The sequence below is a fragment of the Mesorhizobium loti genome (assembly GCF_003148495.1).
Lineage (GTDB): Bacteria > Pseudomonadota > Alphaproteobacteria > Rhizobiales > Rhizobiaceae > Mesorhizobium > Mesorhizobium loti.
On sequence record NZ_QGGH01000010.1, the window covers coordinates 46,059 to 71,461 of the forward strand.

The 25,403-nt window shown below is 62.1% G+C and carries 26 protein-coding genes; 9 read left to right on the forward strand and 17 right to left on the reverse strand.

Annotated elements, in window-relative coordinates:
• The first annotated feature begins 54 nt into the window (after positions 1 to 54).
• Positions 55 to 1,077, forward strand: coding sequence for a LacI family DNA-binding transcriptional regulator (locus C8D77_RS27055; RefSeq protein WP_109669919.1), 1,023 nt, complete (start codon positions 55 to 57; stop codon positions 1,075 to 1,077).
• A gap of 223 nt (positions 1,078 to 1,300) precedes the next feature.
• On the opposite strand, the gene C8D77_RS27060 is transcribed toward C8D77_RS27055, so the two are convergent.
• From C8D77_RS27060 to C8D77_RS27090, 7 genes are all read right to left on the reverse strand, one after another.
• Entirely contained in the window at positions 1,301 to 2,242 is a 942-nt protein-coding gene (locus C8D77_RS27060) for a carbohydrate kinase family protein (protein ID WP_109669921.1), read from the reverse strand.
• Entirely contained in the window at positions 2,235 to 2,750 is a 516-nt protein-coding gene (locus tag C8D77_RS27065; RefSeq protein WP_109669923.1) for an ureidoglycolate lyase, read from the reverse strand. Before C8D77_RS27065 ends, C8D77_RS27060 begins: the two co-directional genes overlap by 8 nt.
• A complete protein-coding gene (locus C8D77_RS27070) occupies positions 2,747 to 3,517 on the reverse strand; it encodes a BtpA/SgcQ family protein (protein ID WP_215732083.1) in 771 nt (256 codons plus the stop codon). Before C8D77_RS27070 ends, C8D77_RS27065 begins: the two co-directional genes overlap by 4 nt.
• Positions 3,518 to 3,670: 153 nt before the next feature.
• Entirely contained in the window at positions 3,671 to 4,420 is a 750-nt protein-coding gene (locus tag C8D77_RS27075; RefSeq protein ID WP_109669926.1) for a GntR family transcriptional regulator, read from the reverse strand.
• Between the two features lie 10 nt (positions 4,421 to 4,430).
• Positions 4,431 to 5,297, reverse strand: a complete 867-nt coding sequence (locus C8D77_RS27080) for an ABC transporter substrate-binding protein (protein ID WP_109669928.1) — start codon at positions 5,295 to 5,297, stop codon at positions 4,431 to 4,433.
• 52 nt (positions 5,298 to 5,349) lie between these two features.
• Positions 5,350 to 6,114 (reverse strand): amino acid ABC transporter ATP-binding protein, encoded by a 765-nt coding sequence (locus C8D77_RS27085; protein WP_109669930.1) that lies wholly within the window; start codon positions 6,112 to 6,114, stop codon positions 5,350 to 5,352.
• Positions 6,111 to 7,052 (reverse strand): amino acid ABC transporter permease, encoded by a 942-nt coding sequence (locus C8D77_RS27090; protein ID WP_109669933.1) that lies wholly within the window; start codon positions 7,050 to 7,052, stop codon positions 6,111 to 6,113. The genes C8D77_RS27085 and C8D77_RS27090 overlap by 4 nt, the downstream gene beginning before the upstream one ends.
• Positions 7,053 to 8,026: 974 nt before the next feature.
• Between C8D77_RS27090 and C8D77_RS27100 the strand changes: the two genes are divergently transcribed.
• Positions 8,027 to 8,488 carry a nuclear transport factor 2 family protein gene (locus tag C8D77_RS27100; protein ID WP_109669937.1) on the forward strand — a complete coding sequence of 154 codons (462 nt, stop codon included), beginning with the start codon at positions 8,027 to 8,029 and terminating at the stop codon, positions 8,486 to 8,488.
• Positions 8,489 to 8,506: 18 nt separating this feature from the next.
• A complete protein-coding gene (locus C8D77_RS27105) occupies positions 8,507 to 9,070 on the forward strand; it encodes a TetR/AcrR family transcriptional regulator (protein ID WP_109669939.1) in 564 nt (187 codons plus the stop codon).
• Positions 9,071 to 9,484: 414 nt separating this feature from the next.
• Here the strand turns inward: C8D77_RS27105 and guaA are convergent, their stop codons facing one another.
• The 4 genes from guaA to C8D77_RS27125 all read right to left on the reverse strand — a co-directional run bounded on the left by guaA (position 9,485) and on the right by C8D77_RS27125 (position 13,661).
• Positions 9,485 to 11,047, reverse strand: coding sequence for a glutamine-hydrolyzing GMP synthase (guaA, locus tag C8D77_RS27110; RefSeq protein ID WP_109669942.1), 1,563 nt, complete (start codon positions 11,045 to 11,047; stop codon positions 9,485 to 9,487).
• A 55-nt stretch (positions 11,048 to 11,102) separates the two neighbouring features.
• On the reverse strand, positions 11,103 to 11,768 hold the full coding sequence (locus C8D77_RS27115; RefSeq protein ID WP_109669944.1) for a 5'-methylthioadenosine/S-adenosylhomocysteine nucleosidase: 666 nt from the start codon (positions 11,766 to 11,768) through the stop codon (positions 11,103 to 11,105).
• A 4-nt stretch (positions 11,769 to 11,772) separates the two neighbouring features.
• Complete coding sequence (locus tag C8D77_RS27120; RefSeq protein WP_109669946.1) at positions 11,773 to 12,231, reverse strand: PaaI family thioesterase; 459 nt, start codon at positions 12,229 to 12,231, stop codon at positions 11,773 to 11,775.
• 140 nt (positions 12,232 to 12,371) lie between these two features.
• Positions 12,372 to 13,661, reverse strand: a complete 1,290-nt coding sequence (locus C8D77_RS27125) for an RsmB/NOP family class I SAM-dependent RNA methyltransferase (protein ID WP_109669948.1) — start codon at positions 13,659 to 13,661, stop codon at positions 12,372 to 12,374.
• Positions 13,662 to 13,842: 181 nt separating this feature from the next.
• On the opposite strand from C8D77_RS27125, the gene C8D77_RS27130 reads away from it, so the two are divergent.
• Positions 13,843 to 14,520, forward strand: coding sequence for an MIP family channel protein (locus tag C8D77_RS27130; protein WP_109669950.1), 678 nt, complete (start codon positions 13,843 to 13,845; stop codon positions 14,518 to 14,520).
• A gap of 118 nt (positions 14,521 to 14,638) precedes the next feature.
• Here C8D77_RS27130 and mocR read toward each other — a convergent pair whose 3' ends face one another.
• On the reverse strand, positions 14,639 to 16,108 hold the full coding sequence (gene mocR / locus C8D77_RS27135; protein ID WP_109669952.1) for a rhizopine catabolism transcriptional regulator MocR: 1,470 nt from the start codon (positions 16,106 to 16,108) through the stop codon (positions 14,639 to 14,641).
• Positions 16,109 to 16,206: 98 nt separating this feature from the next.
• Here mocR and C8D77_RS27140 point away from each other — a divergent pair, with 98 nt between their 5' ends.
• The 5 genes from C8D77_RS27140 (at position 16,207) to C8D77_RS27160 (ending at position 21,238) form a co-directional block, all read left to right on the forward strand.
• Positions 16,207 to 17,325, forward strand: a complete 1,119-nt coding sequence (locus C8D77_RS27140) for a Gfo/Idh/MocA family protein (protein WP_109669954.1) — start codon at positions 16,207 to 16,209, stop codon at positions 17,323 to 17,325.
• Positions 17,322 to 18,221 carry a myo-inosose-2 dehydratase gene (iolE, locus tag C8D77_RS27145; protein WP_109669956.1) on the forward strand — a complete coding sequence of 300 codons (900 nt, stop codon included), beginning with the start codon at positions 17,322 to 17,324 and terminating at the stop codon, positions 18,219 to 18,221. The genes C8D77_RS27140 and iolE overlap by 4 nt, the downstream gene beginning before the upstream one ends.
• Before the next feature lie 113 nt (positions 18,222 to 18,334).
• Positions 18,335 to 19,291: a rhizopine catabolism ABC transporter substrate-binding protein gene (locus C8D77_RS27150; protein WP_109669958.1), complete on the forward strand. Its 957-nt coding sequence runs from the start codon at positions 18,335 to 18,337 to the stop codon at positions 19,289 to 19,291.
• Positions 19,292 to 19,346: 55 nt separating this feature from the next.
• Positions 19,347 to 20,444, forward strand: a complete 1,098-nt coding sequence (locus C8D77_RS27155) for an ABC transporter permease (RefSeq protein ID WP_109669960.1) — start codon at positions 19,347 to 19,349, stop codon at positions 20,442 to 20,444.
• The gene (locus C8D77_RS27160; RefSeq protein ID WP_109669962.1) at positions 20,444 to 21,238 is read left to right on the forward strand and encodes an ATP-binding cassette domain-containing protein; all 795 of its coding nucleotides are present in this window, start codon (positions 20,444 to 20,446) and stop codon (positions 21,236 to 21,238) included. The genes C8D77_RS27155 and C8D77_RS27160 overlap by 1 nt, the downstream gene beginning before the upstream one ends.
• 14 nt (positions 21,239 to 21,252) lie before the next feature.
• Here the strand turns inward: C8D77_RS27160 and C8D77_RS38095 are convergent, their stop codons facing one another.
• From C8D77_RS38095 to C8D77_RS27185, 5 genes are all read right to left on the reverse strand, one after another.
• Positions 21,253 to 21,402, reverse strand: a complete 150-nt coding sequence (locus tag C8D77_RS38095) for a hypothetical protein (RefSeq protein WP_215732084.1) — start codon at positions 21,400 to 21,402, stop codon at positions 21,253 to 21,255.
• A gap of 97 nt (positions 21,403 to 21,499) precedes the next feature.
• Complete coding sequence (locus C8D77_RS27170; protein ID WP_109669964.1) at positions 21,500 to 22,306, reverse strand: amino acid ABC transporter ATP-binding protein; 807 nt, start codon at positions 22,304 to 22,306, stop codon at positions 21,500 to 21,502.
• Positions 22,303 to 23,244 (reverse strand): amino acid ABC transporter permease, encoded by a 942-nt coding sequence (locus C8D77_RS27175; RefSeq protein ID WP_109669966.1) that lies wholly within the window; start codon positions 23,242 to 23,244, stop codon positions 22,303 to 22,305. Before C8D77_RS27175 ends, C8D77_RS27170 begins: the two co-directional genes overlap by 4 nt.
• Positions 23,245 to 23,381: 137 nt before the next feature.
• Positions 23,382 to 24,239, reverse strand: coding sequence for an ABC transporter substrate-binding protein (locus C8D77_RS27180; protein ID WP_109669968.1), 858 nt, complete (start codon positions 24,237 to 24,239; stop codon positions 23,382 to 23,384).
• Positions 24,240 to 24,332: 93 nt separating this feature from the next.
• The gene (locus tag C8D77_RS27185) at positions 24,333 to 25,340 is read right to left on the reverse strand and encodes an isopenicillin N synthase family dioxygenase (RefSeq protein ID WP_109669970.1); all 1,008 of its coding nucleotides are present in this window, start codon (positions 25,338 to 25,340) and stop codon (positions 24,333 to 24,335) included.
• Positions 25,341 to 25,403: the final 63 nt, after the last annotated feature.

The following is a 25,403-nucleotide window of genomic DNA, read 5'->3' on the forward strand; positions in this document are numbered from 1 at the left end:
AAGAAGTGTGTCATCTAGAAAACGGTTTCTCGAAACCGGCGGATTCGAGGCTCGATGGATACCGAGGATGGTGGTGCAAAACTGATCGACGTGGCGCGGCTGGCGAACTGTTCGCCAGCCACCGTCTCGCGCGTCCTCAACGGCAATCCCACCGTCAACGAAACCGTGCGGGAGCGCGTGGCCCGGGCAGCGCGCGATCTCGGCTATGTGCCGAATGGCTCTGCCAGGGCACTGCGGTCGACCCGGACAAGGCTGGTCGGCGCCATCATCCCGACATTGGACCACGCCATCTATGCCACGATGGTCGACGGGCTCCAGGCGCGGCTTGCCGAAAAGAACGTCTCCCTCATCATCAACACCTCGACCTACGACATCGACCTCGAGTACGAGCAGGCCCGCCTGCTGGTCGAACGAGGTGCCGAATCCATTGTCCTTGTTGGCTCGACGCACCGATCCGAAACGCTGGCCATGCTCGAGCAGAAGCGGATCGGCTATGTCTACACTTACACGTCGAGGGCCACCGAAGCTGGCGCGGCCGTGGGCTTCGACAACGAGAAGGCCGGGCGCACCGCGGCGCGCTACCTGCTCGATCTCGGCCACACCAGGCTCGGGATGATCGCCGGTATCACCCAGGACAATGATCGCGCGGCCGGGCGCCGCGACGGCTTCCTGAACGAACTCGAACGTTCGGGCATCGATCTCGCCTCGGTGCCTGTTGTCGAGGGCGCCTACAGACTGGACGACGGCAAGACCGGGATGAAACGCGTGATGGAAGACAGGAGGCGACCAACCGCCGTTTTTTGCGGCAGCGATATCCTCGCCGCTGGCGCAATCAAATACTGTCACGGAGCGGGCATCGCAGTGCCGGGAGAGGTTTCGATCGTTGGGTTCGACAATCTGGAGATTGCGGAACTGACCTCACCCGAACTGACGACGCTGGAAGTGCCTGCGCGCGACATGGGGCGCATTGCTGCCGACTATATCCTCGCCTCGCCGTCGCAACGACTTCACCTGAGGCAACGCGAACTGGCAATCAGGCTGGTTGTGCGAGAGAGCACGGCCGTCGCACCCCGTTAGTTGCTGGCCGCCAATGAAATCCCAGCGATCCGGCGCATCAGAATGCCCTGCCCAGAAGCAGGGGAGCCTCTTGCCGAAGTATCGATGAGAGTGAAGATCTTGAAAAGGCAGGCGTCAGTGGCTTCCATAGTGCGGCCGAGTGTTTGACCGCGGCTGTAAAATGCGCCCTTCGCTTTTCGGAAGACAAGGATGCCCAATCAAAGCCTGGGATCAAACATCTAGACTAGCTCCGCTCCCGCGCGAACTCCGCTCGGAACAGCTTGATCGTTTCCAGCGAGGCGACGCCGCCTTGCGGCCCCTCGATTGCGACCGCACGCGAGGCGGCAGCGATTGCCAGTTCCAGCGCCTCGGGCACGCTGAGGTTTTCGCCGAGCGCATAGGTCAGCGCGCCGCCAAACGTGTCACCGGCGCCGGTCACGTCGATGACGGGAACCTTGTAGCCCCGGACCTCGATGCGACCTTGCCCATCGAACGCCTCCGCGCCGGCGGCGGCCAGCGTGCGGATGACCGTGCCGACCTGATGCTTCCGCATCCACGCATTCATGCCGGCGAGATCGATGTCGCCGAAGGCGTGGCCGAAGCCGATCTGGTTCATGATCAGCACATCCGCGCCGTGCAGGTAATCAAGATCGCCAGCCGAAAAACCGTCGACGTCGAGATCGAGGATCAGCTTGCGGCCATGGCGGCGGAAATCCGCCAGCAGTTCCCTACCCTGCAGCCCCTCGGCCCGCAGCCGCTTCGTGCGGCCAAGGCTCATATAGAGGTAGCCGGGCGTGCGCAGGCCGGCCAGCGCTTCGGGCGTCAGCTGCATCGGCTGGTTGCCCATCTCGATGATCAGAACCACATGCTCGTCGCCGACCAGGAAGATCAGGTTGCGCGAATCCGCCAGCGACGGATCATGCAGCATATGCCGTGTCGAAACGCCGGTCTCGTTCAGCGCCATGCACAGCCGCGCGGACAACTGGCTGTCGTTGAGCAGCGAGATGAATTCCGTGCGCCCACCAAGCCCGGCATGGACGCTCGCCGCGTTGGCGATCATACCGCCAACATAGCTCTTCGCCTCCCGGACCAAGGCTTTGTCGGCAATGTCGGGCCAGCGTTCTGCGGTGAAATAGTCGTCGAGAGCGACATCCCCGATAAAGAAGGCGGTTCTTGCCTCAGGCATCGAAGCGGCCCGCCGCTGTCACATGCACCGGCCCGCCCTCGATATCGACCCAGACGGAGCCGCCGCCGCACGTCGCCATCCAGTAGTAATGCGTCGGCTCGTCGATGCCCCGGCAGGCATCGTGCCAGGTGCCCTTATGCATGACCACGACCGTGCCCGGTTCAATGATAAAGGCGCGGATATCCCCGGCCTTTGGTCGCGCTGCTTCCGTAGCTGCGGCCACCGCCAGCACGATGGGTTTGGCAGCACAGAACAGCGCTTCCTGCGTGTCGAGATGGCGCTCCATCTTGACGGTGTCGAACGGCCCGCCCTCGCCCAGCGTGTAGCCGAGGCTGCCAGTGGTGCTCAGCAGCGGCGCCGCTGTGTAGGTGTCCGTCCAGCCGAGGCCCGAAGAACGCACCAGCCCTACCTCGCTCGCAGGCGTGCCGGGAGCCGCCAACGAATGGACCGTTCCGTAGGCGGAGAAATCCGCTTCGCGGACCGGCATGGCGCTGATGCTGATCGTCATGTGCCCGCTCCCGCTCTCACGGCCACCGGCTGATGGCGAATGCCCGCGACGACACCCATCAATTCGCGGACATGATCCTCGTCGACGATGCCGGTGTCGACATAACTATCCTTGAAGAAACTGCCGACGATCGCACCATCGGCGAGCGCCAGCTGGTCGGCGGCATTGGCGGCGGTCAGTCCCGCGCCGATCAGCAGCGGGAAATGGCCGCCCGTCAGCGCGCGAAAACGCCGGACTTTTTCGAGGTCGGTCTCCTGGCCGGTGGCGTCGCTGGTGACGACAAAGGCATCGCAGCGCTGCATGCCCAGAAGCAAATCTTCCTCCTCGGTGCGGCCGGAATTGACCGGCTGGTACTTGAACCGCACGCCGCCAAGCAGCAAGGCATTCGCGCCTTCACGAAGTTCCTTCAACTCGGCGGCGAAATCCGCGTCCTCGTCCGGGCGCAGGTGGCCGGCGACCGAATCCATCTGGATGAAGTCGACGCGAAACTGGCGGGCGAGCTCGAACGCCAGATGATGATCGCGCAGCACGTTGAGCCCGACCTGCGCGTCCGGCTGGCGCGCCTCCAGCCATTCCAGCACGCCGCGGACGTCGTCCTTGTCGCCAAAATAGTTTTCGACGATGACGCCGTCGACGCCGTTGGCCAGCAGGATTTCGGCTTCACGCCGCGCAATGGCGAGCCGCTCGGCCGGCGTCGCGCCGGTCAGGTGCAGCATGCCGAGAATGGGTTTGGGCGTGGCGAAGGTCTGTTCGAAGCGGGAGTCCAAGGCAATTTCCAATCAAGCTGAGATGGTGAATTTCTGTCGCTGCCCCGCATATCCTCCTCCCAGGATCGCCAACCGGCGGGCGCGATGACGCATGTCAAAACAAGGATTTAAGCGCGCCGCCTGATTCTGTCTGGCAGCGGCGCGCCTGCGTAATCAGGCGCCCGGCGGCTGGCCGTTACCCGTGCTCCACGAGGTGCCGACGCGCATTTCCAGCGTCGGCGAGTAGATGACGGAGGTTCTCTCCACCAGCTCGTCGCTGCTGCTGAACACGTCGCCGGTGGCGCAGAGAAAGCCGGGCACGTCGAGCCCGTCGCCGAACACTTTTGTGGTCAGCGCTGAAGGCGCCACCACCGATAGCGTCAGTTCCGAGCGGGCCGGCGAGACGCCGTAATGGTCGCGCAGCACCTGGTAGAGCGACTGTTTCTCGAAATCGAAGATGTCGAGACCGGGATAGCGCTTCAGCGACAGCCAGGACGTGTCGAGGTTGAGGAACAGCGTCACGTCCTCGACGGCGATGCCGCGGGCACGCACCAGCTTCAGCACCGGCCCGTTCGCCCCGTCCTCCGTTGCCTGCTCCAGCAAGGAAGTGACGGGGCGCTGCCCGCGCGCCCGCGAATAGTCGGTGAAGCCGCCAAAGTTCCAGACGCTGTTGTTGATCGGCGCGTAGCTGACGATCGTTCCCTTGCCGCGAAACTGGCGCACCAGCCCCTCGTTCACCAAGAGCGCGATGGCCTTGCGGACAGTGCTCCTGGTGATGCCGTGCTCGTCGCGCAGCACGTTCTCGGAGGGGATGGCATCCCCTTCCGCGTACTGCCCTTCGAGAATCCGCAGCCGCAGGATCCGGTAGAGCTGCGTGTACAGCGGAATCGGTGCGTGCGGATCAAGAACGATCAAGTCAGCCATCAGGCGCCCCTTACCTGCCGGCGTTGACGGTGAATTCCGGCACCGCGGCGTTCTTTAGTCCATAATGGTCGAGGATCGCGACATAGGTGCCGTCAGCCTTCATGGCCTCCAGCGTTGCCTTGACCGCCTTTTGCAGATCGCCAGAGTCTTTGGCAAAAGCAATGCCATAGTGGCCGGGCTCGAGCAGATCGCCGATCGTATAGAACTCGCCCGGCTTCTGTTTCTGCAGTTCGAGGATGCCCTCGAAACCCATGATCGAGGCCTGCGCGCGATCCTGCTTCATCTGCAAGATGTGCTCGGCCTCGGTCGGCAGCTGCAACACGGTCAGCGGCGAGCCTTGCGTGCAGGTTTCCTTGCCGACGCGCTCGACCAGGCCCACCCAGCTTGTGCCGGTGGCTACCGCGACGGCCTTGCCGCAGAGGTCCTTGACCGACTTGATGGTCTCCTGGTTCTTCACCATCGAATAGAGCTGGTTGCCGGTCTGGAAATAGTCGATGAAATCAAGCTGCGTCTGACGCTCGGTCAGATCGGAAAACGCGGTCCAGATCATGTCGGCGCGGCCGGTGGTCACCGAGGTGATCAGCTGTGGAAACTCGACGTTCTGGAAGTTCGGCTTCAGCCCGAGACGGTCCGCGACTTCCTTGGCCATGTCGATGTCGGCGCCCTTGAGATCGGTGGAGCCAGCGTCCGAATATTCCATCGGCGGATAGGCAAGGCTGATGGCGATGTTCAGTGCGCCGCTGTCGCGCACCTTGGCCGGCAGCATTGCACGCAGTTTATCGTCAGTGCCGGCGGAGGCGGCGGATGCCAGCACGCCCAGCGAAACCATGGCGCAGGCGAGAATCCGCGAGATGGTCGCGGCGGTGGAAGTCGTCATTTCAGGCTCCTTGCTGTTTTGAAGATATTGCGGAAAGAGGGTGGAGGGTCGTTCAGGAGAGCACGCGGCTGAGGAAGCTGCGCACCCTTGCGTCCTTGGGATTGGCCAGCACCTCGGCGGGCGGGCCCATTTCACGGATCTCGCCGTCGACCATGATCGCGACGCGGTCGGCGACATCGCGGGCGAAGGCGATCTCGTGGGTGACGACGATCATCGTCGTGCCAGTGGCGGCGAGCGCGCGCATCACGTCCAGCACCTCGCCGACCAGCTCCGGGTCAAGCGCCGAGGTCGGCTCGTCGAACAGCATGATCTTCGGCTTCATGGCCAGCGAGCGCGCGATCGCCACGCGCTGCTTCTGGCCGCCCGAAAGCTGCACCGGATAGGCGCCGCAATGGTCGGCGAGCCCGACGGAGGTCAGCAGCTCCCGCCCGCGCGCCTCGGCTTGCGCCTTCGGCTCCTTGCGCACGGTGACCGGCCCTTCGATGACGTTTTCCAGCGCTGTCATGTGCGGAAACAGGTTGAAGTGCTGGAACACCATGCCGATCTCGCGCTGCTGCATGCGCAGCAGGCGCGGCGGCAGTTCGTGCAGCGTGCTGCCCTTGAGCTCGTAGCCGATGATCTCGCCGTCCACCCAGATGACGCCGTCATTAAGGTCCTCCAGATGGTTGATGCAGCGCAAAAGCGTGCTCTTGCCGCCGCCGGAAGGCCCGAGGATGCACAGCACCTCGCCGTTTTCGACCTCGAAGTCGACGCCGCGCAGCACCTGGTGCGCGCCGAAACTCTTGCGGACATTGATGGCCTTGACGATGGTGGTCATGCCTTGGACTCCTCGACGCCGCCCGACAGGGGCGTGTTGCTCCTGAACGGCAGGCGGAAGGAGAATTTCGCCGGCGTGCCGGCCACGCCGCGCCCGAAATGCTGCTCGATGTAATACTGGACGATGCTGAGCACGGTGGTGCCGGCGAGGTACCAGATGCCGCAGACGAACAGCAGTTCGATGACCGCGCCATTGATGAAATAGATCTGCTGCGCCGCGTTCAGCATCTCGCCCATCGAGATGGCGGCGGCGAGCGAGGAGAATTTCAGCATGCCGATCGCCGAATTGCCCATCACCGGAATGATCAGCCGCATGGCCTGCGGCAAGATGATGCGCCGCAGCGTCTGAAAGCGGGACATGCCCAGCGTCTTGGCGGCTTCCGTCTGGCCGTGGTCGACCGACGAGATGCCGCCGCGCACCACCTCGGTCATATAGGCGCCCTCATTGATGCCGAGCCCGAGCAGTGCTGCGACGAAAGGCGTGACGACATCGACCATGCGCGCCTCATAGAGGCCGGGAATGACCAGCCGCGGGAACACCAGCGCGATGTTGAACCAGATCAAAAGCTGCAGCATCACCGGCGTGCCCCGGAACACCCAGACATAGAGCCAGGCGACGAAGCGGGTGACCGGATTGGCCGACAGCCGCATGATGGCAAACAGGGTGCCCAGCGACACGCCGATGATCATGGCGAAGAACGAAATCAGCAGCGTGTTGCCAAAACCGCGCACAATGACGCCGGCGGTCAGGAACTCTCCCACCGTCGCCCAATGGATCTGCCCATGCGCGAAAGCCTGCACCAGCAGCGCAAGTGCCACGACCACGACAAGCGCCCCAATCCAGCGCCCCACATGCTTCAGCCGCACGATCCTGTAGCTACGCTGATTGAGCGCCCCGACATCGACGCGCACCGCGCCGGAGGCACGTTGGAGTATCATCAAACTCTATTCCCGCTCTTATTATTTGTAGGGTTAGGTGTACAACTTTTAACCGGATCGCTCGTGATGTCAATCGGCGCTGAGCAGATCCTGACGGAGCCTGAGGCGTTATTGCGGCCTGATCCCGAAATGGTCAGGTCGGTCTATGGCGCGGCCTATAGCCATGAACCGGAAATTCCGGACGATGGTTTCGCGTCTCGAGGATTTCCCTCAGGTCGGCGAAAGGATGCTCGGGGAATGGCAAGCCGGAGTGGGCTCGCTTTGCGAGGGAAAGACGATCCACGTGATGGAGGTTCCGGACGAACAGACAGCAAAAATGGCTAGAAAATAAGCTGTTTCAGAGCATACTGAATATAACGGCTAGTATTTAAGCTGTTCAGACTCAGATGCTGTCGACTCCGCCAGGATTGAGGCGATCGGGGATCGACCGAACTCCGCTAAGAAATGTTCCAAGAAACGAGGGCACGGGGAGTGTGTCGTTGCATCCGAACAATCTGGCCAGTTGCGACCTGCCGCACCCCCAAATGGCGCGCCTTTAGAAGGCAATATGAAAAAGCAGCACTCGCAAATGCGCTAGATTTGTCCCTTTCACAGGTCGAAGCCGCAACGGAACCGTAAACGGCTCCAGAGGCATCAGCCAGTCCACCCGCTTCAGGACCTTCTTCGCGACGTCAGCCACCTTAGTCGACATCGGACGGGCGCGACGAAGCTCGTCGACATAGTCTCGAGGCTGCGCTTACGTCCTTCCCTCCCACGCGCCCACATGTCCGACCACTCCTGCATCATGTGGCGGCGCTGCACCTCGTCGTCGGCTTGTTATAGAGGCCCGACCCTACGGACAACCAACGCCAACGGGGCGTTGACATTGTTGTACCGATCGGTTTATTTTGTACCTATCGGTACAATGCGCGAGATACCCGTTCTCCCTGTACCGTTCAACCCACGATGGATTAACCGGTACAGGAAAAACGCGAATGAGCATGATCGCCCCACCTTTCACCCTCGAAAGCGCAACGCAGAAGGTCCGCCTTGCGGAAGATGGATGGAACAGCCGTGACCCTGAAAAGGTGTCTAAGGCCTACACCCCGGACAGCCGCTGGCGGAACCGGGCCGAATTCACCGGCGGTCGCGCCGAGATCGTGGCCTTCCTCACCCGGAAATGGGCAAAGGAACTCGATTACCGCCTGATCAAGGAACTCTGGGCCTTTAATGACAATCGGATCGCCGTCCGCTACGCCTATGAATGGCACGACGACAGCGGCAACTGGTTCCGCTCTTACGGCAACGAGAACTGGGAATATGATGCCGCAGGCTTGATGCAGCGACGGTTCGCCTGCATCAATGACCTTCCGATCAAGGAAGCGGATCGCAAGTTCCATTGGCCTCTCGGCCGGCGACCGGACGATCACCCGGGGCTCTCTGACCTGGGCCTCTAATGCAGCGAGGCTAATCGCATGCGGACGCTCAACCAGCGCCCAGACGTCATTCCCCTCGTAGCCGAAGTCTTCCGGGAGTTTGGCTACGAGGGGACATCGTTGAGCCGGATCACCGAAAGGACCGGCATGGGCAAGGGCAGCCTCTATCACTTCTTCCCGGGCGGTAAGGAGGAGATGGCGAACGCGGTACTGGAGGATGTTGGTGCCTGGTTTGAGCGCCATGTCTTCGAGCCACTGCGCAGCGAGCCACCTAGCGCTGCCATTGCGCGTATGTGGGACGCCGTTGATTCCTACTTCCGCTCGGGTGGACGCATTTGCCTCGTGGGCGCCTTTGCCCTCGATGGTACGCGCGATCGGTTTGCCGATCGGATTTCAGGATATTTCATCCAGTGGATCGCGGCTTTGCGCGACGCTCTAATCCGGCAAGGATGGGGTCCCGCCGCCGCCGGGGAGAGCGCCGAGGATGTCGTGCTGGGAATCCAGGGCGCTCTCGTGCTCGCACGCGCGACCGCGGACGAGGGCCTATTTGCCCGAACAATCGTGCGGCTCAAATCCCGCTTGCGGCCCGGCGAAGGCCGTTGAACCTATCGGAGCGACGCCTATCGCCATCCTTCTCGGGCTGCTGGCGACGCGCGCGGCGCCGATCCCTCGTGTAGATTTTCTCTTTTGGTTTCAACGCCTTGAGGGCGGCGTCCGTCAGCATAACCATTGCCTCCTGAAAAGTACCGTCAGTACAATTTCGAGGCTGCGTGAAAGGAAATTCCTTTTTTCTTCAATGCCTTAAGGCACAAAAAAGTACCGTCACGAGCCACATTGGCTCCGACGGTACTTAGAAAAATTCGAGTGGGCAATACGAGGAAGGTCCGTCAACCGGTCCGTCAAAGCCAATCTCTGCGTGCCGATTGTCGCCGAATGTCCCTGCAAGGATTTATTTTTGTTTTCAGTAGGTTACGTCGCAGATTGGGGTGCTCTCGGCGGCGTTTGGGTGGGCCTGAATCATTCCCACTCGATTGTTCCCGGCGGCTTCGAGGTGACGTCGTAGACGACGCGGTTGATGCCGCGGACTTCGTTGATGATGCGGGTGGCGGCAGCGCCGAGGAACGTCATGTCGTAGTGATAGAAATCCGCCGTCATGCCATCGACCGAGGTGACGGCGCGCAGCGCGCAGACGAACTCGTAGGTGCGGCCGTCGCCCATCACGCCGACCGTCTGCACCGGCAGCAGCACGGCAAAGGCCTGCCAGATGGCGTCGTAGAGGCCGGCCTTGCGGATCTCGTCGAGATAGATGGCGTCGGCCTCACGCAGGATCTCCAGCTTTTCGCGGGTGATGCCGCCGGGGCAGCGGATGGCAAGACCGGGGCCGGGGAACGGATGGCGGCCAATGAAGCTTTCGGGCAGGCCGAGCTCCTTGCCGAGCGCCCTCACCTCGTCCTTGAACAGTTCGCGCAGCGGCTCGACCAACTGCATGTTCATGCGCGCGGGCAGGCCGCCGACATTGTGGTGCGACTTGATCGTCACCGAGGGTCCGCCGGTGAAGGAGACGCTTTCGATGACGTCGGGATAGAGCGTGCCTTGCGCCAGGAAGTCGGCGCCGCCGAGCTTCTTGGCCTCTTCCTCGAACACCTCGATGAACAGCCTGCCGATGGTCTTGCGCTTCTTCTCGGGGTCGGCCTCGCCTTCCAGCGCCGAGATGAACTTGTCAGAGGCATCGACCAGGATCAGCGGCAAATTGTAGTGCTGGCGGAACATCGCCACCACGCCCGCGGCCTCGTCCTTGCGCATCAGGCCGTGGTCGACAAGGATGCAGGTCAGCTGGTCGCCGACCGCCTCGTGGATCAACAGCGCCGCGACGGAGGAATCGACGCCACCCGACAGCGCGCAGATGACCTTGCCCTTGCCGACCTGCTTGCGGATCGTCTCGACCGCGTGCTCACGATAGGCGCGCATGGTCCAGTCGCCCTCGATGCCGGCGATGTTGTGGACGAAGTTGCGCAGCAGCCGGGCACCATCGGGCGTATGCACCACCTCGGGGTGGAACATGATGCCGTACATCTTGCGCTCGATATTGCCGAAAATGGCGAAGGGCGAGCCTTCCGACTTGCCTAACACTTCGAACCCCTTGGGCAAGGAGATGACGCGGTCGCCATGGCTCATCCACACCTGGTGGCGCTGGCCGGGCGCCCATAGGCCCTCGAACAGCGGGCTGTCCTTTTGAATCTCGACGAAGGCGCGGCCGAACTCGCGATGGTCGGAGCTTTCGGCGACGCCACCCATCTGCACGCACATAGCCATTTGGCCGTAGCAGATGCCGAGCACCGGCACGCCGGCGTCGAAGACGATCTGCGGCGCGCGCGGGCTGCCGATATCGCTGGTCGAAGCCGGGCCGCCGGACAGGATGACAGCCTTCGGATTGATGCGCTTGAACGCCGCTTCGGCCGACTGGAACGGCACGATCTCGGAAAACACACCCGCTTCGCGGATACGGCGGGCGATGAGCTGGGTAAACTGGCTGCCGAAATCGACAATCAGGACGGTGTCGGGATGATTGGCTGTTTTCATGGCGAGCGTTTAGAGAAAGAAATGAGTCGGCGCAATGGGTTGCGAGGCCTGACCTTCAGACTGGCCTGGCATCTTCACGGGATGGTGCCGTCCGAAGCACACCCGAGCCGATCGCCTGTTCGAGCCGCATGACGGCGTCCGCCAGCTTCTCGTCGATGACATGCAGATACTCGGTCCAGTCGCCGACATGCCTGAGATCAGCCGCGCCGTCGGAAATGCCGCGCAGGCCGATCAGCGGCACGCCGAACAGCTGGCAGGCGCGCAGGCAAGCGAAGGTCTCCATGTCGACCATGTCGGCGGCGATCGCATCATAGGCCGCACCGGTGATGATCGCGCCGCCGGTCGACAGCGTCGCCTCCCTTACATCAGGAATCCTAAACGGCAGCGGCACCGTAACCGGCAGGTCGAGAAACGGCGTCGCCCCTTTCTCGAAACCAAGCGGCGAGGCGTCGATGTCGCGGTAGCTGACCGAAACGGCCTGGTAGATTTCCGTCTGCTCCAGCGTGCGGCTGCCGGCTGAGCCAAGCGACACGACGAGGTCCGGCAGCGCCTTCTGCGACTTCAGCCAGGAGAGTTCAGCGCCCAGCCTGACGCCTGCTTCGACCGGACCGACGCCTGTCATCAATGGCGTGACCAGCTGTTTGAGGTGCGGGCCATATTCGGCCTGCGCCGCCATGACGAAGAGGACGTCCTTACCTCCTATTCGCGCAACGTTGCCCATAGGATCACCCTTCTATGCCGTCCCGCCCGACTACCGTCATCATGGTCCCGGTCATGGTGGCGATCAGCTTGGCCTCGCCATCGGCAGCGAAGGCATAGGCCTGGCCATCGGCGACGATGATGGTGCGGCCGGGCTTGGTCACCGAGCCGCGAAACAGGAAGCGCTCGCCCCGGCCCGGCGCCAGCAGATTGACCTTGAACTCGATGGTCAGCACGCCGGAGTTTTCCGGCATCAGCGAAAACGCCGCGTAGCCGCAGGCCGAATCCAGCGCCGTCGAAATGACACCGGCATGCAGAAAGCCGTGCTGCTGGGTGAGTGCTGCCGAATAGGGCATCTCGATCTCGATGATGCCGGGCGTCACCAGCGTCAGTTCGGCGCCGATCGTGGCCATCGCCTTCTGGCGCGCGAAGGAGGTCCTGACGCGTTCTTCATAGTCCGGGGCGGGAACGATCTTTGCTGCCATGGCCGCTGCCTTCCTTTATGCGGATAAGCTTATTGCAGAGGCATGGGCGGCAGGCAAATGCTTTTGCTGCACTGCAGCAATCGACCTCGTCTTCCGGTTGGCGGCACACATCCGTCAGGGATTGGCGATATCCAATGGGTTCAAGCCGACCTGCGCAGCGCACAGAAGTAAAACCCGTCGGTGCCGCTCAGCGCCGGCGACAGCGAGATGTCGCCTTTAGCACCGATGCGTACAGCTGCCTCATGGCCGGGAAAACGGCTGTCCCAAAGCGCGCGATGGTCGACCGGGACAAAACCGTTGTTACGGTCCCGGAAGGCCGCGATCTGCTCGCCATTCTCCTCATCGAAAACCGAGCAGGTGATGTAGACCAGCAGGCCGCCCGGTTTTACATAGGCCTTGGCCGCATCGAGGATCGCCGACTGCTCACCCTTGCGAGCGTCGAGCTGTCTTTGCGTCAGCCGCCATTTGGCGTCGGGACGGCGCCGCCAGGTGCCGCTGCCGGTGCAGGGCGCATCGACCAGCACAATGTCCATGTGGTTGCCGAGCGGGGCGAGTTCGGCCGGCTTGGTGACGATCTGGACATTGCGGTTTTCAGAGCGGCGAATGCGGTCGAAGATCGGCGCCAGCCGCGCCTTTTCGGCATCGTGGGCAAAGATCTGGCCGCGGTTGTCCATCGAAGCCGACAATGCCAGCGTCTTTCCGCCGGCGCCGGCGCAGAAATCCAGCACCTGCATGCCGGCTTCGGCCCCGGCAAGGGCGGCCGCGATCTGCGAGCCTTCGTCCTGGACCTCGAACCAGCCTTTCTGGAAGGCCGGCTCAGCCTGGACGTTCGGGTGCCTGCCGTCGCCGTCGATGGGCGGGATGCGGATGCCGTGCGGAGCGATGGCGGCAGGTTTCGCCCCGGTTCCCGTCAGTTCGGCCAGCACCTTGTCGCGATTGGCCTGTAAAGTGTTGACCCTGAGATCGAGCGGCGGGCGTGTCGCCAGTGCGGCGCCCTCATCGACCCATGTGGGGCCAAAGGCTCGCTCGAAAAGCGGCGCGCACCAGTCAGGAACATCCGCCCGCACCGCGTCCGGCGCATCGGCAAGCCGGCGCCCGGCAATTGCCTGAAGCTCTGCGGCGGTCAGCAGCGGCGGTGCGAACTTGTCGCCGTCGAGGGCGTCGTTGAGCGATTGCGCCGTCTGGCCCCATTCGAGCAGCAGCGCGCCGAAGCCGATGGCACGCGGCGTGTCCTCGCCCAGCAGCCAGCCGGCGGAACGCTTGTGGCGCAAGGCGTCGTAGACGATGTTGCCGATCGCCGCGCGGTCACCGCCGCCGGCGAAGCGATGCGACAGGCCCCAATCCTTCAGCGCGTCCGCCACCGGCCGGTGGCGCCTGCCGATGTCTTCCAGCACTTCGATGGCCGCAGCCAGCCGTCCGCCCAGTCGCATGGTCTTGTTCCGTCACGCAGAAAATTATTCCGGCCCTGCTCTAGAGCGCGCAACCGGCGCGCACAAGCAGGTCGGCCAGCACAACCGCTCTGCTTTCCAACTTTTCTGGTTGCGAATACTCTTTCGGTTGTGATTCGCGGCGCGAAAAGGCGGACCAGCGGATCGACACGAGGAGAGGGCAATGAAGACTTATCTGGCGGAAGTTCTAGGCACATTTCTATTGGTGTTCATCGGTACGGCTTCTGTGGTGACGGGCGGCTTCGGCGGTGCGCTGCCGCTCGGCCAGGAAGGCATCGGCCTGGCATTCGGCATCGGCCTCATTGCGGCGGCCTATGCGATCGGCCCCATTTCGGGCGCGCATCTCAATCCGGCGGTGACACTCGGCGTCTTCCTTGCCGGCCGGCTGCCGGCCAAGGATGTCATCCCCTACTGGATCGCGCAGATCATCGGCGGCGTCCTTGCTTCGCTGGCGCTGTGGATCATCGTCTCCGGCCAGGTTGGCGGACACACCACCGGCTTCGGCGCCAATGGCTGGGACGTGGCGAAATGGGGTGTCAGCTCGGCATTCCTGTGGGAAGTGATCGGCACCTTCACCTTCGTCACCGTGATCCTGGGCGTCACGGCAGAAAAGCACTCGACGGCGTTCGCCGGGCTGGTCATCGGCCTGACGCTGGCAGGGTTGCATTTCGCCATCATCCCGGTGACCGGCACGTCGCTCAATCCGGCCCGCTCGATCGGCCCGGCGCTGTTTTCGGGAACTGCGGCGATCGGCCAGCTCTGGCTGTTCATCGTTGCACCGTTGATCGGCGGCGCCATTGCCGGCGTCGTCGCCAAGGCACGCATCTTCGAGAAGGACTGAGTTTCGAAGGCTCGGGCATCGAAAGGCGCGGGCCAGGTCCGCGCCTTTTTTGTTGGCGATAGACCCATCTAATTCTCGCCAACGGCTCGGCCTCGAAACAATGATTAGTCTCGGCATTTTACCCGAGATCAAGTGTTTTTGAGAAACAGGTTTTCAGGAGGGTCCGAAATTTCTGCATAGTCTTTTCGGTTGTCTGCGCATCGGCAGCCGCAAAGCCCATGACAAGACCGTTTTGCTCCGTGCCGTGACGGTACTGGATCGACAGCGCCGAGACATTGATGCCCTGCTGGAGCGCCGCCTCGGCGACCGCCCTGTCGCTGCATATGTCGCGGAAAATGCCGACGACCTGGATGCCGGATTCGGTCGTGTGGAAATCCAGCCATTCGCCGAGATGCCTTTGCGCACTTTCCAGAAAGAACTGCCGCCTCTCCGCATAGAGCCGCCGCATGCGCCTGAGGTGGCGGGTGAAATGCCCCTCATTCATGAAGTCGGCCAGCGCGGCCTGGGTCAGCAAGGGGGCGAACTGGCCGGTCACGCTCAGCGCCGAGACGATCGTATGGTCGATCGCCTTGGGCACCACCAGGAAGCCTAGCCGCATGGCGGGGAAAAGGATCTTGGCGAAGGTGCCGACATAGACCACGCGGTCTGACGCGCCGATGCCCTGGAGCGCTGGAATAGGCTGGCCCTGAAAGCGGTATTCGCCGTCATAGTCATCCTCGATGATCCATGAGCGCCAGGTCTCGGCCATGTGCAGGAGATTGAGCCGCTGTTCCATCGGCATGGTTATGCCGAGAGGGTGATGGCAGGAGGGCGTCACAAAAATCATGCGCGGAATGACAGGCGGTGGATCAAGGTCCCACCCTGCATTACTCACCCGCAGCGGGGCCAGTTTCGCCCCCGCCGAGACGAAAGCCGAACCCGCGCCGTAGTATCCTGGTTCCTCCATCCATACCGTGTCGCCTTCATCGATCAGCAGCCGAGCCAGAAGATCGAACGCCGACTGGGCACCATTGGTGACGACGATCTGTTCGGGGCTGCACTTCACGCCCCGCGAAGCCGTGAGATAGCGAGCTATGGCTTCGCAAAGAGGGGGATAGCCTTTGACGTGATAGGTTCCGAAAAGGTCGATATGCGCGAATTTTGCGCGGCGACTGAGCAGCTTGGACCAGGTGTTGAAAGGAAAGTTATCCGGGTCCGGCATGCCGGGGTGAAAGGCCAGCATGCCCGGCCGGCCATGATGGTAGGGTTGGGCGAGCATGGTCTGCCCACGCAAGGATATCGGGTTCTCGTCCGCTGCCGAGACATGTTCCTGCACGGCCGAACGGGTTGGCAGATCCATCACCACTGAGGGCCTGCGCGGCCGCATGGCCAGGTAGCCTTCCAGCGCCAGTTGGTCGCAAGCAGCAATCACGGTGTTGCGGCCAACGTGCAGATCCCGCGCCATAACCCGTGTCGAGGGCAGCGCGTGACCGCTCGGCAACACGCGTTGCTCGATCAGATCACGCAACTGGACATAGAGCTGCCGATGCAAATTGGCGGGGCTGTCGCGATCCAGTGAAATGCCGTCGATCGGAAAACTGGTCTTCATTGTGGTTCCAAAAAATCAAAGCGATCTGGTTCTAACAATGGAACCAAAGCAGTCCTAGGCTCAAGAAAAATGCGATCAGGTTCAGATGGGGCTGACCGATGCAATGCATAAGGGTGGGTGTGATCGGTGCCGGTGGCGTTGCCCAGGTCGAACACATTCCCAATCTGCTCAAGTTGCACCGGCAGTTCGAGGTCCTCGGGGTCTATGATCCGTCGCAGAAAGTCCGCGCCTTTGTCGAAGAGGAGTTCGGCCTCAGGACATTTGCCGAGCTCGATGAGCTTCTTGCCATGCCGCTTGACGCCGTAGTCATAGCTTCGCCGGATGCGTTGCACCTGGAACAGAGTCTCGCTGCCCTCGCCAGGGGCCTGCACGTCTTCTGCGAAAAACCGCTTTGCTACGGTGCGCAAGACGTCGACGAATTGATCGCCGCCAGGGATCGCGCCGGAAAGGTGCTCCAGGTCGGCTATATGAAGCGCTTCGACCCAAGCTACGAGGCGGCACTGAAAATGCTGCCGGGCACGGCGCGGACGCTTCGCTACATTTCGGTCGAGGTCAACGATCCCGACGCCTGGCCCTTCATCCGGCACGCCTCCAGTTGCCGGGGTGACGACGTCGCGGCGGAATTGATTGCCTCGACCGAAGCAAGGCAGCGCGAGCAGGTGGACCGCGCGGTACCCGGGATCGACGATCCCAACGCGTTTCGCGGCTTCGTCGGCGCCTATTGTTCGTCGATCGTACACGACGTCAACGCCATCCATGGCTTGCTTGATGCGCTCGGCATCGCCGATGGCGAAATCGTCGGCGCCTGGCTGTTCGCCAAAGGCGAAGGCGGACAGGGCGCCGTGCGACTGCTCAACGGCCAGGCATTGTGGAACATGGTCCACATCGCCACTCCAGGGCTGCCCGAATACCGCGAGCGCATAACGCTCTACTTCGACGACGCCTCGCTTGAGCTGGAATTCCCCTCGCCCTATCTCAACCATCAACCGACGCGGCTGACCATCCGCACCGGCGACGGCCACACGCTCTCCAGCCGCGACATCCGCAGCGGCTACGAAGAGGCATTCGTCGAGGAGTTGAAAGGTTTTTGGTCGGCGATCGTCGAAGGCACGCCAGTGCGCAACACGGCCGAACACGCTCGTCGCGACATGGTGCTTCTGGTCGGCCTCACGCGGCATCACCTTGCCCAACTCAAGCAATCAGGAGTTCGCCCGTGAAGGTTCGCATCGGCATCAATCCGATCACCTGGACCAACGACGATGTGCCGGAACTCGGCGGCGATACGCCACTCGAGGTCTGTCTTCGCGAAACCAAACAGGCCGGCTATTCCGGCACCGAGCTTGGCGGCAAGTTTCCGCGCCGGTCGGCTGAACTGAAGCCGATCATGGAGCAGTATGGACTTGCCGTGATCTCCGGCTGGTATGATGGCCGTTGCGACGAGAAGGATGTCGGCGCGGAAATGGATGCGATCACGCCGCATCTCCAGCTTCTGAAGGATATGGGCTCGACCCATGTCGTCTATGCAGACACCTCGCGAGGGCGCCACAATGCCATTTGGGGGCCGATCTCGCAGCGCCCGGCTCTTGGCACTGAGGAATGGCCGGCCTACGGCAGAAAACTGACCGCGCTGGCCGAGAGAATGGCGGATCTCGGCGTGCGCATGGCCTTTCATCACCATATGGGGACTATCGTCGAGACCGATGCCGAGGTGGGCTCGCTGATGCGGCACACCGGCGAGGCGGTCGGACTTCTCTACGACACCGGCCATTCGATCTTCTCAGGCGGCGACCCGCTGGCTTTGATCAAGGCGCATGTCAAACGCGTCGTGCATGTGCATTGCAAGGACGCGCGCAAAGCCGTCCTTGATCGTGCCCGCGCAGGCGACATGAGTTTCATGGGCGCGGTCATGGAAGGGATCTTCACGGTCCCCGGTGACGGGTTCATCGATTACCCGGCCATTTTGCGGGTGCTTGCCGACAACGGCTATAGTGGCTGGATGGTCGTCGAGGCCGAGCAGGATCCCAACAAGGCCAACCCGCTGACCTATGCGACAATGGGATTCCAAAATCTCTCGCGCATGGCCAGGGGAGCCGGATTTACCGTCATGGAATGATCGAGGCCGCGATGCGGCCTCCAAGGAACCAGTGCTGATGAATGAAACTGGACTGAAGGGGCAACTGGACTGCCGGCCGTAACTGCGGCGGCGGAAAACAAACAGGAGGTTCTATGTTTTCGCTCGCGAAATTAATAAAGCCTGCGCTCGGCCTTTTGGCCGGCGTCACACTGATGACAGCGGCCACGAGCCTTGCGGCCGCCGACGATACGCGCGTGGTATTTGTGACTCACGGCCAGAGCGGCGACCCGTATTGGTCGGTCGTGAAGAACGGCATGGACGACGCGGCCAAGACCCTGGGGGTCAAGGCTGAATATCTGGCGCCCGAAACCTTCGACATGGCCAAGATGGCGCAGATGATAGACGCCATTGCAGCCTCGAAGCCTGACGGAATGGTTGTTTCGATCCCCGACGCAGCGGCTCTGTCAGCGCCGGTCAAGAATGCCATTGCCGCCGGCATCCCGGTCATCGTCATCGATTCCGGTGGCTCCAAACTGACGCATGACCTTGGCGGCCTGCTGTTCATGGGCCAGGACGAGTTCCAGGCGGGCGTCATGGCGGGCGAGCGCATCAAGGCGCTCGGCCTCACCAAGGCAGTCTGCGCCAATCATGAAGTGGGCAATTCGAGCCTTGATGACCGCTGTGCCGGCTTCGCCAAAGGTCTTGGTGTCGATGTTCCGGTGATGAACGGCGTCATTGACCCGACTGAAATGAAAAACCGCGTGATCGCCTACATGACTGCCCATGGGGATACGCAGTTCGTTCTCGCGGTCGGCGCCAGCGGTGCCGAACCGACGCTGGCCGCGCTCGATGAAATGGGCCTTGCGGGCAAGGTGAAAACCGGCACATTCGACCTTTCTCCCACGATCCTGCAGGCCGTAGTTGCCGGCAAAATGGAATGGGGTATCGACGCCCAGCAATATGCCATGGGCTATATACCGGTCGCCATGTTCGACCTTTGGAAGAAGTACAAGATCATGCCGATCGCCGACTATCCGACGGGGCCCGGCTTCGTCACCAAGGATACCGCCGCCTCGGTCATCGAGCTGGCAAAACTGGGCAAGCGTTGACAGTTCGCGGCCGGGCATCAGCCCGGCCGCCTTCACTGACGAAGGTAACGCATCCATGACTGCAGAGCTTCGCGACGAGCGGGTCCGCTCCGTCTCCCGCCTGAGCCGTCTTCTGAGCAGGCCGGAGCTTGGCGCGGCGGCCGGAACCGTTCTGGTCTTTGTGTTCTTCGCCATCACCGCGGGAAATACGGGACTTTTCAGCGCCAAGGGCATCATCAATTTCCTTGAAGTCTCGGCCCAGCTTGGCATTCTCGCTGCGCCCGTGGCCCTTTTGATGATCGCGGGTGAGTTCGACCTGTCGGTCGGCTCGATGATCGGGTTTGCGGGAATCCTAATCGCCATCCCTTCGGTATTCTGGGGTTGGCCCATCTGGCTTTCCCTGCTGTTTTGCTTTGCTGTTTGCGGCGGCATCGGCGCGCTTAACGGGCTCGCCGTCGTCAGAACCGGATTGCCCTCCTTCATTGTGACGCTCGGAAGCTTGTTCATGTTGCGCGGCCTGACGCTCGGCCTCACGCGCGGCATATCTGGGCGAACGCAGGTTTCAGGCGTGCACGAACTGGCCTTGAACGATCCCCTCAACAGCCTGTTCTCGGGACAGGTATTTTCCGGCCCCATCGCTTGGCTTTCGGACATCGGCCTGATTGGCAAGCGGGCGGACGGCCTGCCGTCGATATCGGGAATTCCGGTGTCGATCGTCTGGTGGGTCGTATTGACCCTGGGCTGTACGTGGCTGCTGACGCGCAGCCGCTTCGGCAACTGGATCTTCGCCGCGGGCGGAGAAGCCAATGCCGCGCGCAATCTCGGCGTGCCGGTTGCACGCACCAAGATCACCCTGTTCGTCATGACGGCTATGGCCGCCGCGCTCTTTGCGGCGATCCAGGTTCTGGTCACGGGCTCGGCCGATACGCTACGCGGCACCCAGAAGGAATTCGAGGCCATCATTGCCGTCGTCATCGGCGGCACGTTGCTTACCGGTGGCTACGGATCGGCCATAGGCGCCATGTTCGGGGCATTGATCTTCGGCGTGGTGCAAATGGGCATCTTTTACACCGGCATCGACACAGACTGGTTCAAGCTGTTCATGGGTGCCATGATGGTCATCGCGGTGCTGTTCAACAGCTATGTGCGCAACCGCGCCATGAGGAGCCGGTGATGGCCGAGCCCTATGTCGAACTGAGATCGGTCAGCAAGTATTTTGGGTCGGTCGTCGCGCTGAAAGACGTGTCTTTCGATGTATGTCCCGGCGAGGTGCATTGCCTGCTCGGCGACAATGGCGCCGGTAAATCGACGCTGATCAAGACGCTATCCGGCGTCTACACCCCTGACGAAGGTGAAATCCGCGTACAGGGCAAGCCCGCAAGGTTTGCCTCGCCGGCCGATACGCGCAACAGCGGCATTGCCACCGTCTACCAGGACCTCGCCTTGGTGCCGCTGATGAGCGTGGCGCGAAACTTTTTTCTCGGGCGCGAGCCGATGCGAAAGTTCGGACCGATCCGACAGTTTGACACCGAGTTCGCGAACCGCACAGCATATGACGAGTTGGCGGCGATGGGAATCCAGCTGCGCGATCCCGAGCAACCCGTCGGCACGCTTTCAGGCGGCGAGCGTCAGTGCCTGGCTATCGCCCGCGCCGTATACTTCGGCGCCAAGGTTCTGATCCTGGATGAGCCGACATCGGCGCTGGGAGTCCATCAGGCATCCGTGGTTTTGAAGCTCATCGTGCAGTCCAAGGCGCGCGGCATCGGCGTCATCTTCATTTCCCACAACGTTCATCACGCCTATGTGGTTGGCGATCGCTTCACGTTGTTGAAGCGCGGCAAAAGCACCGGCACTTACGCAAAAAGCGAAATTGATCGTGATCAGTTGCTCAATCTGATGGCGGGTGGCAAGGAACTGGTCGATCTGGAGCAGGAACTGACCAAAGCGGTCAGAAGCAGCCTGGCTTGAGGCGCCGCCGCCGGTCAATAATCCTTGTGCCCGACTTGCTGATAGGCGTGATGCTTTCGGTCGATCGGTCTGGTGCTATTTTCCGGCAGCACCGCGATCGGCCAGCTCCTGCTCTTCATCGTAGCACCGTTGATCGGTAGCGCCATTACCGGCGTCGTCGCCAAGGCGTGCATCTTCCGGAAGGACTAAGCTTCGAAAGCCTGAACACGAAGAAGGCGCGGGCGAGGCCCGCGCCTTTTTCTTTGGTGGATCCTCTTGCCGTCAAAGCACTCGCGACAGGAACTCGCGGGTTCGCGGCGATACCGGATTGGCGATCATCTCGCGCGGAGCGCCGCGTTCGATGATCACGCCGCCATCCATGAAGACGAGCTGATCACCGATCTCACGGGCAAAGCCGATCTCGTGGGTAACCACGACCATCGTCATGCCGCTTTCGGCCAGATCGCGCATGACCTGCAACACCTCGCCGACGAGTTCGGGGTCGAGCGCCGATGTCGGCTCGTCGAACAGCAGGACCTTCGGCTTCATCGCCATCGCCCGTGCAATGGCGACACGCTGCTGCTGGCCGCCGGACAGTTCCCTCGGATACCGGTCGACCTTGTCCAGGAGACCGACGCGTCGGAGCAGGATCTCCGCTTCGGCCTTTGCCTGGTCCGGCGGGATGCGCCGCACCTGCATCGGTGCCTCAATCAGGTTCTCCATCACAGTCATGTGGGAGAACAGGTTGAACGACTGGAACAGCATGCCGGTCTCGGCGCGTCGCTGGCAAAGCAGGTCGTCCTTGACCTCGTAGAGCTTGTCGTCCCTGAGGTCGTAGCCGACGAACTGGCTGTCGACGAGCAGGATGCCGGCGCTGAGCTTCTCGAGATGGTTGATGCAGCGCAGGAACGTGCTCTTGCCGGAACCCGAAGGGCCGATGATGCAGGCGACCGATCCGACAGGCACATCGAGATCGACACCCTTGAGAACCTCGAGCGGACCATAGGACTTGCGCACGCCGCGCGCGAAGACCATGGAATCGGCTGGGACGCCGAAGCGGGCGCGATTTTCATCCTTCACGTCGCTCATCGGGAAATGCCACGCAGGCTGATGAAATTGCGCAGGAAGCGCATCGTCATGGGATCGCGGCGTGTGTCGCTGCGACCGAAATGGCGTTCGAGGAAATGCTGTCCCACCGACATGACGCTGACTACGGCGAGATACCAGAAGGCGACCACGATCAAGAGCGGGATCGTCTCGAAGGTGCGCGCATAGATGCTCTGGGCCGAGTAGAACAGGTCGTCGACGGCGATGAACGTCACCAGCGACGTCATCTTCAGGAGGTTGATGGCCTCGTTGCCGGTTGGCGGCAGCACGAAGCGCATCGCCTGCGGCAGCGTGATGCGCTTCAGGATCAAGCGGTAGGGCATGCCAAGCGCGCTCGCCGCTTCAGCCTGGCCCGACGGCACCGACTTGATGCCGGCCCTGATGATCTCTGCCATGTAGCCCGCCTCGCACAAGGAAAGGGCAACGACGGCAGAGAAGAATGGCGTCATGAAATCATTGGTGCGCACGGAAAACAGCGTGCCGACAAAGGGGATGGTCAAAGAGACCTCGCGCACGAGCAGCGACAGGTTGAACCAGAAGATCAGCTGTATCAGGGCCGGTACGCCACGGAAGAACCAGACGTACAGGCCAGCGAATGAACGCAACACCGGGCTTGGCGACACGCGCATGATGGCGATGACCGTGCCGACAACGATCGCCAATATCATGATCACCGCGGTCAGCATCAAGGTGTTGCCCAGACCGCGCATGACAGAGGGATGCAACAGGTAGCCCACCACCGTCGGCCAGGCAAAGGCAGGATTGCTGGCGAAGGCCCGGATGATGAGAAACGCCAAGAACAGGGCCAGCGCGGTGCCGACCCAGATGCCGTAGCGGCGCTGCGGCACGACGGTCAGGCGCGAAACCGCCTCGGCGACGCCTGGCTCGATGCGTATCTCGGTAGGGTGGGCCACGCCCATCTCGGCTTCTCCTGGTCTTCATCCGCAAACGGCGCCCGATACGAGACCGGGCGCCGACAGTCGCTCTCGCATGAGTGCGAAAAGCACGATGCGAACTTTCAAAGTCTCAAAGTGCGCCCGAATGGACGCACAAGGCCTCAGTCGGCGCGCAGCGCCTCCATGGTGCCCACGAAATAGGGCTCCTTGATTGCGTAGGCGCCCATGCCATATTTGTCGAGAACAGCCTTGTAAGTGCCATTCTTGAACAGCTCGGAGAGTGCGCCCACCATCATGTCGGCGGTCTCCTTGTCGTCCTTGGCGATCGCCATGCCGAGCGGCGCGACTTCATAGAGGGTCGGCAGCACCACGAGCTGGCCCTTGCTGGTGACCTCGAAATAGCTCGATGCGGTCGCATCGTCCATGCGGGCGTCGACGCGGTCGGACAGCACCGCCTGGACGATATCCGTCGACGAGTTGAAGACCGATTTTTCGATGGCTGCCTGGCCCTTGCCGGTGCAATCCGTGCTCAGCTTGTCGACCAGGAAATCCGATGCGCTGCCTGCCGAAACGCCAATCCGCTTGCCGCAGAGCGGGGTGTCGCCGCTGAAGCTCGCCTTCTTGTCCGGCGAAGTCGAAACAGCCAGGCCGGCCTTGAGGAACATGACGAAATCGACCTGCTTGAGCCGCTCGGGCGTTGCCGAGAACGTTTCCCAGGCGACCTTGAAGCGGCCGGCCGCCAACCCCGGTATCATCGAGGGGAAAGGCGTGCGCGCCACGTCCAGCTTGGCGCCGACCAGCTTGGCCACCTCACCGGCCAGTTCAATGATGATCCCGGTCTGCTTGCCGTCGGCGTCGAGATACTCGAAAGGCGCATAGTCCAGCGTGTTGGCGACGGTCAGCATGCCGGTCCGCTGGACCTCGGCCGATTTCGTCACCTCGGCGGCACCTGAAGGTCCGCTCCAGGCCACGGCAAGTGCGGCCAGCGCCAAACCGGCCATCTGCAAATGTGCTCTCATTTTCGTTCCCCTTTTTTGATTACAACGGTTCTTGCAGTCTGCTCTCCAATCCGGGCCTCGCGTCCGCACCGACGCAGCCGCGCATTGATCCGTCTATGAACCGGCTGCTTCCGCAGCCTTTTTCTTGCGGTAGTGGTAGTTCTTGTCGATGCGCTCCATCAGATAGTCACCGTAAAGCACCGGCTCATATTTCGGCCGGCTACCGGCCGGCACGCAGACTGGCAGCGCTTCGATCGTTTCATCCATGGACGGGTCGAAGAAGAAGGGCTGGGAATAGCGCTCGCGCCCCGACCGGTTGATGACGCGATGCGGCGTCGAGACGAACTGGTCGTTCGACCAGCGCGCCAGAATGTCGCCGACATTCATCACGAAGGAGTCCGGGACCGGCGGCGCGGGAACCCAGTCGCCGGCCTTGTTCTTGACTTCCAGGCCGCCGACATTGTCCTGCGCGAGCAGTGTGATGAAGCCGTAATCGGTGTGTGGGGCCGAGCCGAAAAGCCCCTCTTCCTGGGGCTGCGTCGGATAGTGCAGCAACCGCAGGAAGGTCGTCGGTTGATCGAAATAGCGGTCGAGACTGTCGGTCGGGAGCCCAAGCGAAAGGGCGATGGCGCCGACCATCTTGCGGGCCAGCGTGCTCATCTCATCGACATAACGTTCAATCGTCAGCCTGAAGCCGGCAAGTGCCGCCTCGTCCGGCCACTGGTTGGGGCCTTGCAACGGCTTGTCGGCCAATGCCCTGGGGTCGCCGGCCTCGACCTCGTGCATGAAGAAGATCGATTCGCTCTGGTTCGGCTTGCTCACGGTCGCCACCGACGACGTCACGATGGTCGAGCCGGCAAAGGGCAGATAGCCACGGAAATTCCTGTCGATCTTCAGCGCCAGTTTCTGTTCCTCGGGCAGGGCGAAGAAGCGCTTGCTGGCTTCGCGAACCGCCTCGACGTCGGCACGCGGGATCGGGTGCCCTACGACATAGAGGAACCCAATCGTCTCGAGATGGCGGCGCAGTGTCGCCGCTGTCGCAGCGATCGCATCCTGGTCGCTGCCGTAAAGCGCCGACACGTCGAGGATCGGAATTTCGGAAAAGTCGCCGCGTGCGTCCATTCGAACACCTTGTCTTGAACATAAGATACAGTACTGTATTTCTACACATCCAAATCGCCTCAG

Coding starts and splice junctions, on each gene's coding strand:
- C8D77_RS27100 (WP_109669937.1), top strand. CDS start 8,027: ATGAGCATGATCGCCCCACCTTTCACCCTCGAAAGCGCAACGCAGAAG.
- C8D77_RS27170 (WP_109669964.1), bottom strand. CDS start 22,306: ATGAGCGACGTGAAGGATGAAAATCGCGCCCGCTTCGGCGTCCCAGCC.
- C8D77_RS27150 (WP_109669958.1), top strand. CDS start 18,335: ATGTTTTCGCTCGCGAAATTAATAAAGCCTGCGCTCGGCCTTTTGGCC.
- C8D77_RS27080 (WP_109669928.1), bottom strand. CDS start 5,297: ATGACGACTTCCACCGCCGCGACCATCTCGCGGATTCTCGCCTGCGCC.
- C8D77_RS27120 (WP_109669946.1), bottom strand. CDS start 12,231: ATGGCAGCAAAGATCGTTCCCGCCCCGGACTATGAAGAACGCGTCAGG.
- C8D77_RS27060 (WP_109669921.1), bottom strand. CDS start 2,242: ATGCCTGAGGCAAGAACCGCCTTCTTTATCGGGGATGTCGCTCTCGAC.
- mocR (WP_109669952.1), bottom strand. CDS start 16,108: ATGAAGACCAGTTTTCCGATCGACGGCATTTCACTGGATCGCGACAGC.
- C8D77_RS27185 (WP_109669970.1), bottom strand. CDS start 25,340: ATGGACGCACGCGGCGACTTTTCCGAAATTCCGATCCTCGACGTGTCG.
- C8D77_RS27125 (WP_109669948.1), bottom strand. CDS start 13,661: ATGCGACTGGGCGGACGGCTGGCTGCGGCCATCGAAGTGCTGGAAGAC.
- C8D77_RS27065 (WP_109669923.1), bottom strand. CDS start 2,750: ATGACGATCAGCATCAGCGCCATGCCGGTCCGCGAAGCGGATTTCTCC.
- C8D77_RS27180 (WP_109669968.1), bottom strand. CDS start 24,239: ATGAGAGCACATTTGCAGATGGCCGGTTTGGCGCTGGCCGCACTTGCC.
- C8D77_RS27175 (WP_109669966.1), bottom strand. CDS start 23,244: ATGGGCGTGGCCCACCCTACCGAGATACGCATCGAGCCAGGCGTCGCC.
- C8D77_RS27140 (WP_109669954.1), top strand. CDS start 16,207: ATGCAATGCATAAGGGTGGGTGTGATCGGTGCCGGTGGCGTTGCCCAG.
- C8D77_RS27115 (WP_109669944.1), bottom strand. CDS start 11,768: ATGGGCAACGTTGCGCGAATAGGAGGTAAGGACGTCCTCTTCGTCATG.
- C8D77_RS27055 (WP_109669919.1), top strand. CDS start 55: ATGGATACCGAGGATGGTGGTGCAAAACTGATCGACGTGGCGCGGCTG.
- guaA (WP_109669942.1), bottom strand. CDS start 11,047: ATGAAAACAGCCAATCATCCCGACACCGTCCTGATTGTCGATTTCGGC.
- C8D77_RS27085 (WP_109669930.1), bottom strand. CDS start 6,114: ATGACCACCATCGTCAAGGCCATCAATGTCCGCAAGAGTTTCGGCGCG.
- C8D77_RS27090 (WP_109669933.1), bottom strand. CDS start 7,052: ATGATACTCCAACGTGCCTCCGGCGCGGTGCGCGTCGATGTCGGGGCG.
- C8D77_RS27155 (WP_109669960.1), top strand. CDS start 19,347: ATGACTGCAGAGCTTCGCGACGAGCGGGTCCGCTCCGTCTCCCGCCTG.
- C8D77_RS27160 (WP_109669962.1), top strand. CDS start 20,444: ATGGCCGAGCCCTATGTCGAACTGAGATCGGTCAGCAAGTATTTTGGG.
- C8D77_RS27105 (WP_109669939.1), top strand. CDS start 8,507: ATGCGGACGCTCAACCAGCGCCCAGACGTCATTCCCCTCGTAGCCGAA.
- C8D77_RS27075 (WP_109669926.1), bottom strand. CDS start 4,420: ATGGCTGACTTGATCGTTCTTGATCCGCACGCACCGATTCCGCTGTAC.
- C8D77_RS27130 (WP_109669950.1), top strand. CDS start 13,843: ATGAAGACTTATCTGGCGGAAGTTCTAGGCACATTTCTATTGGTGTTC.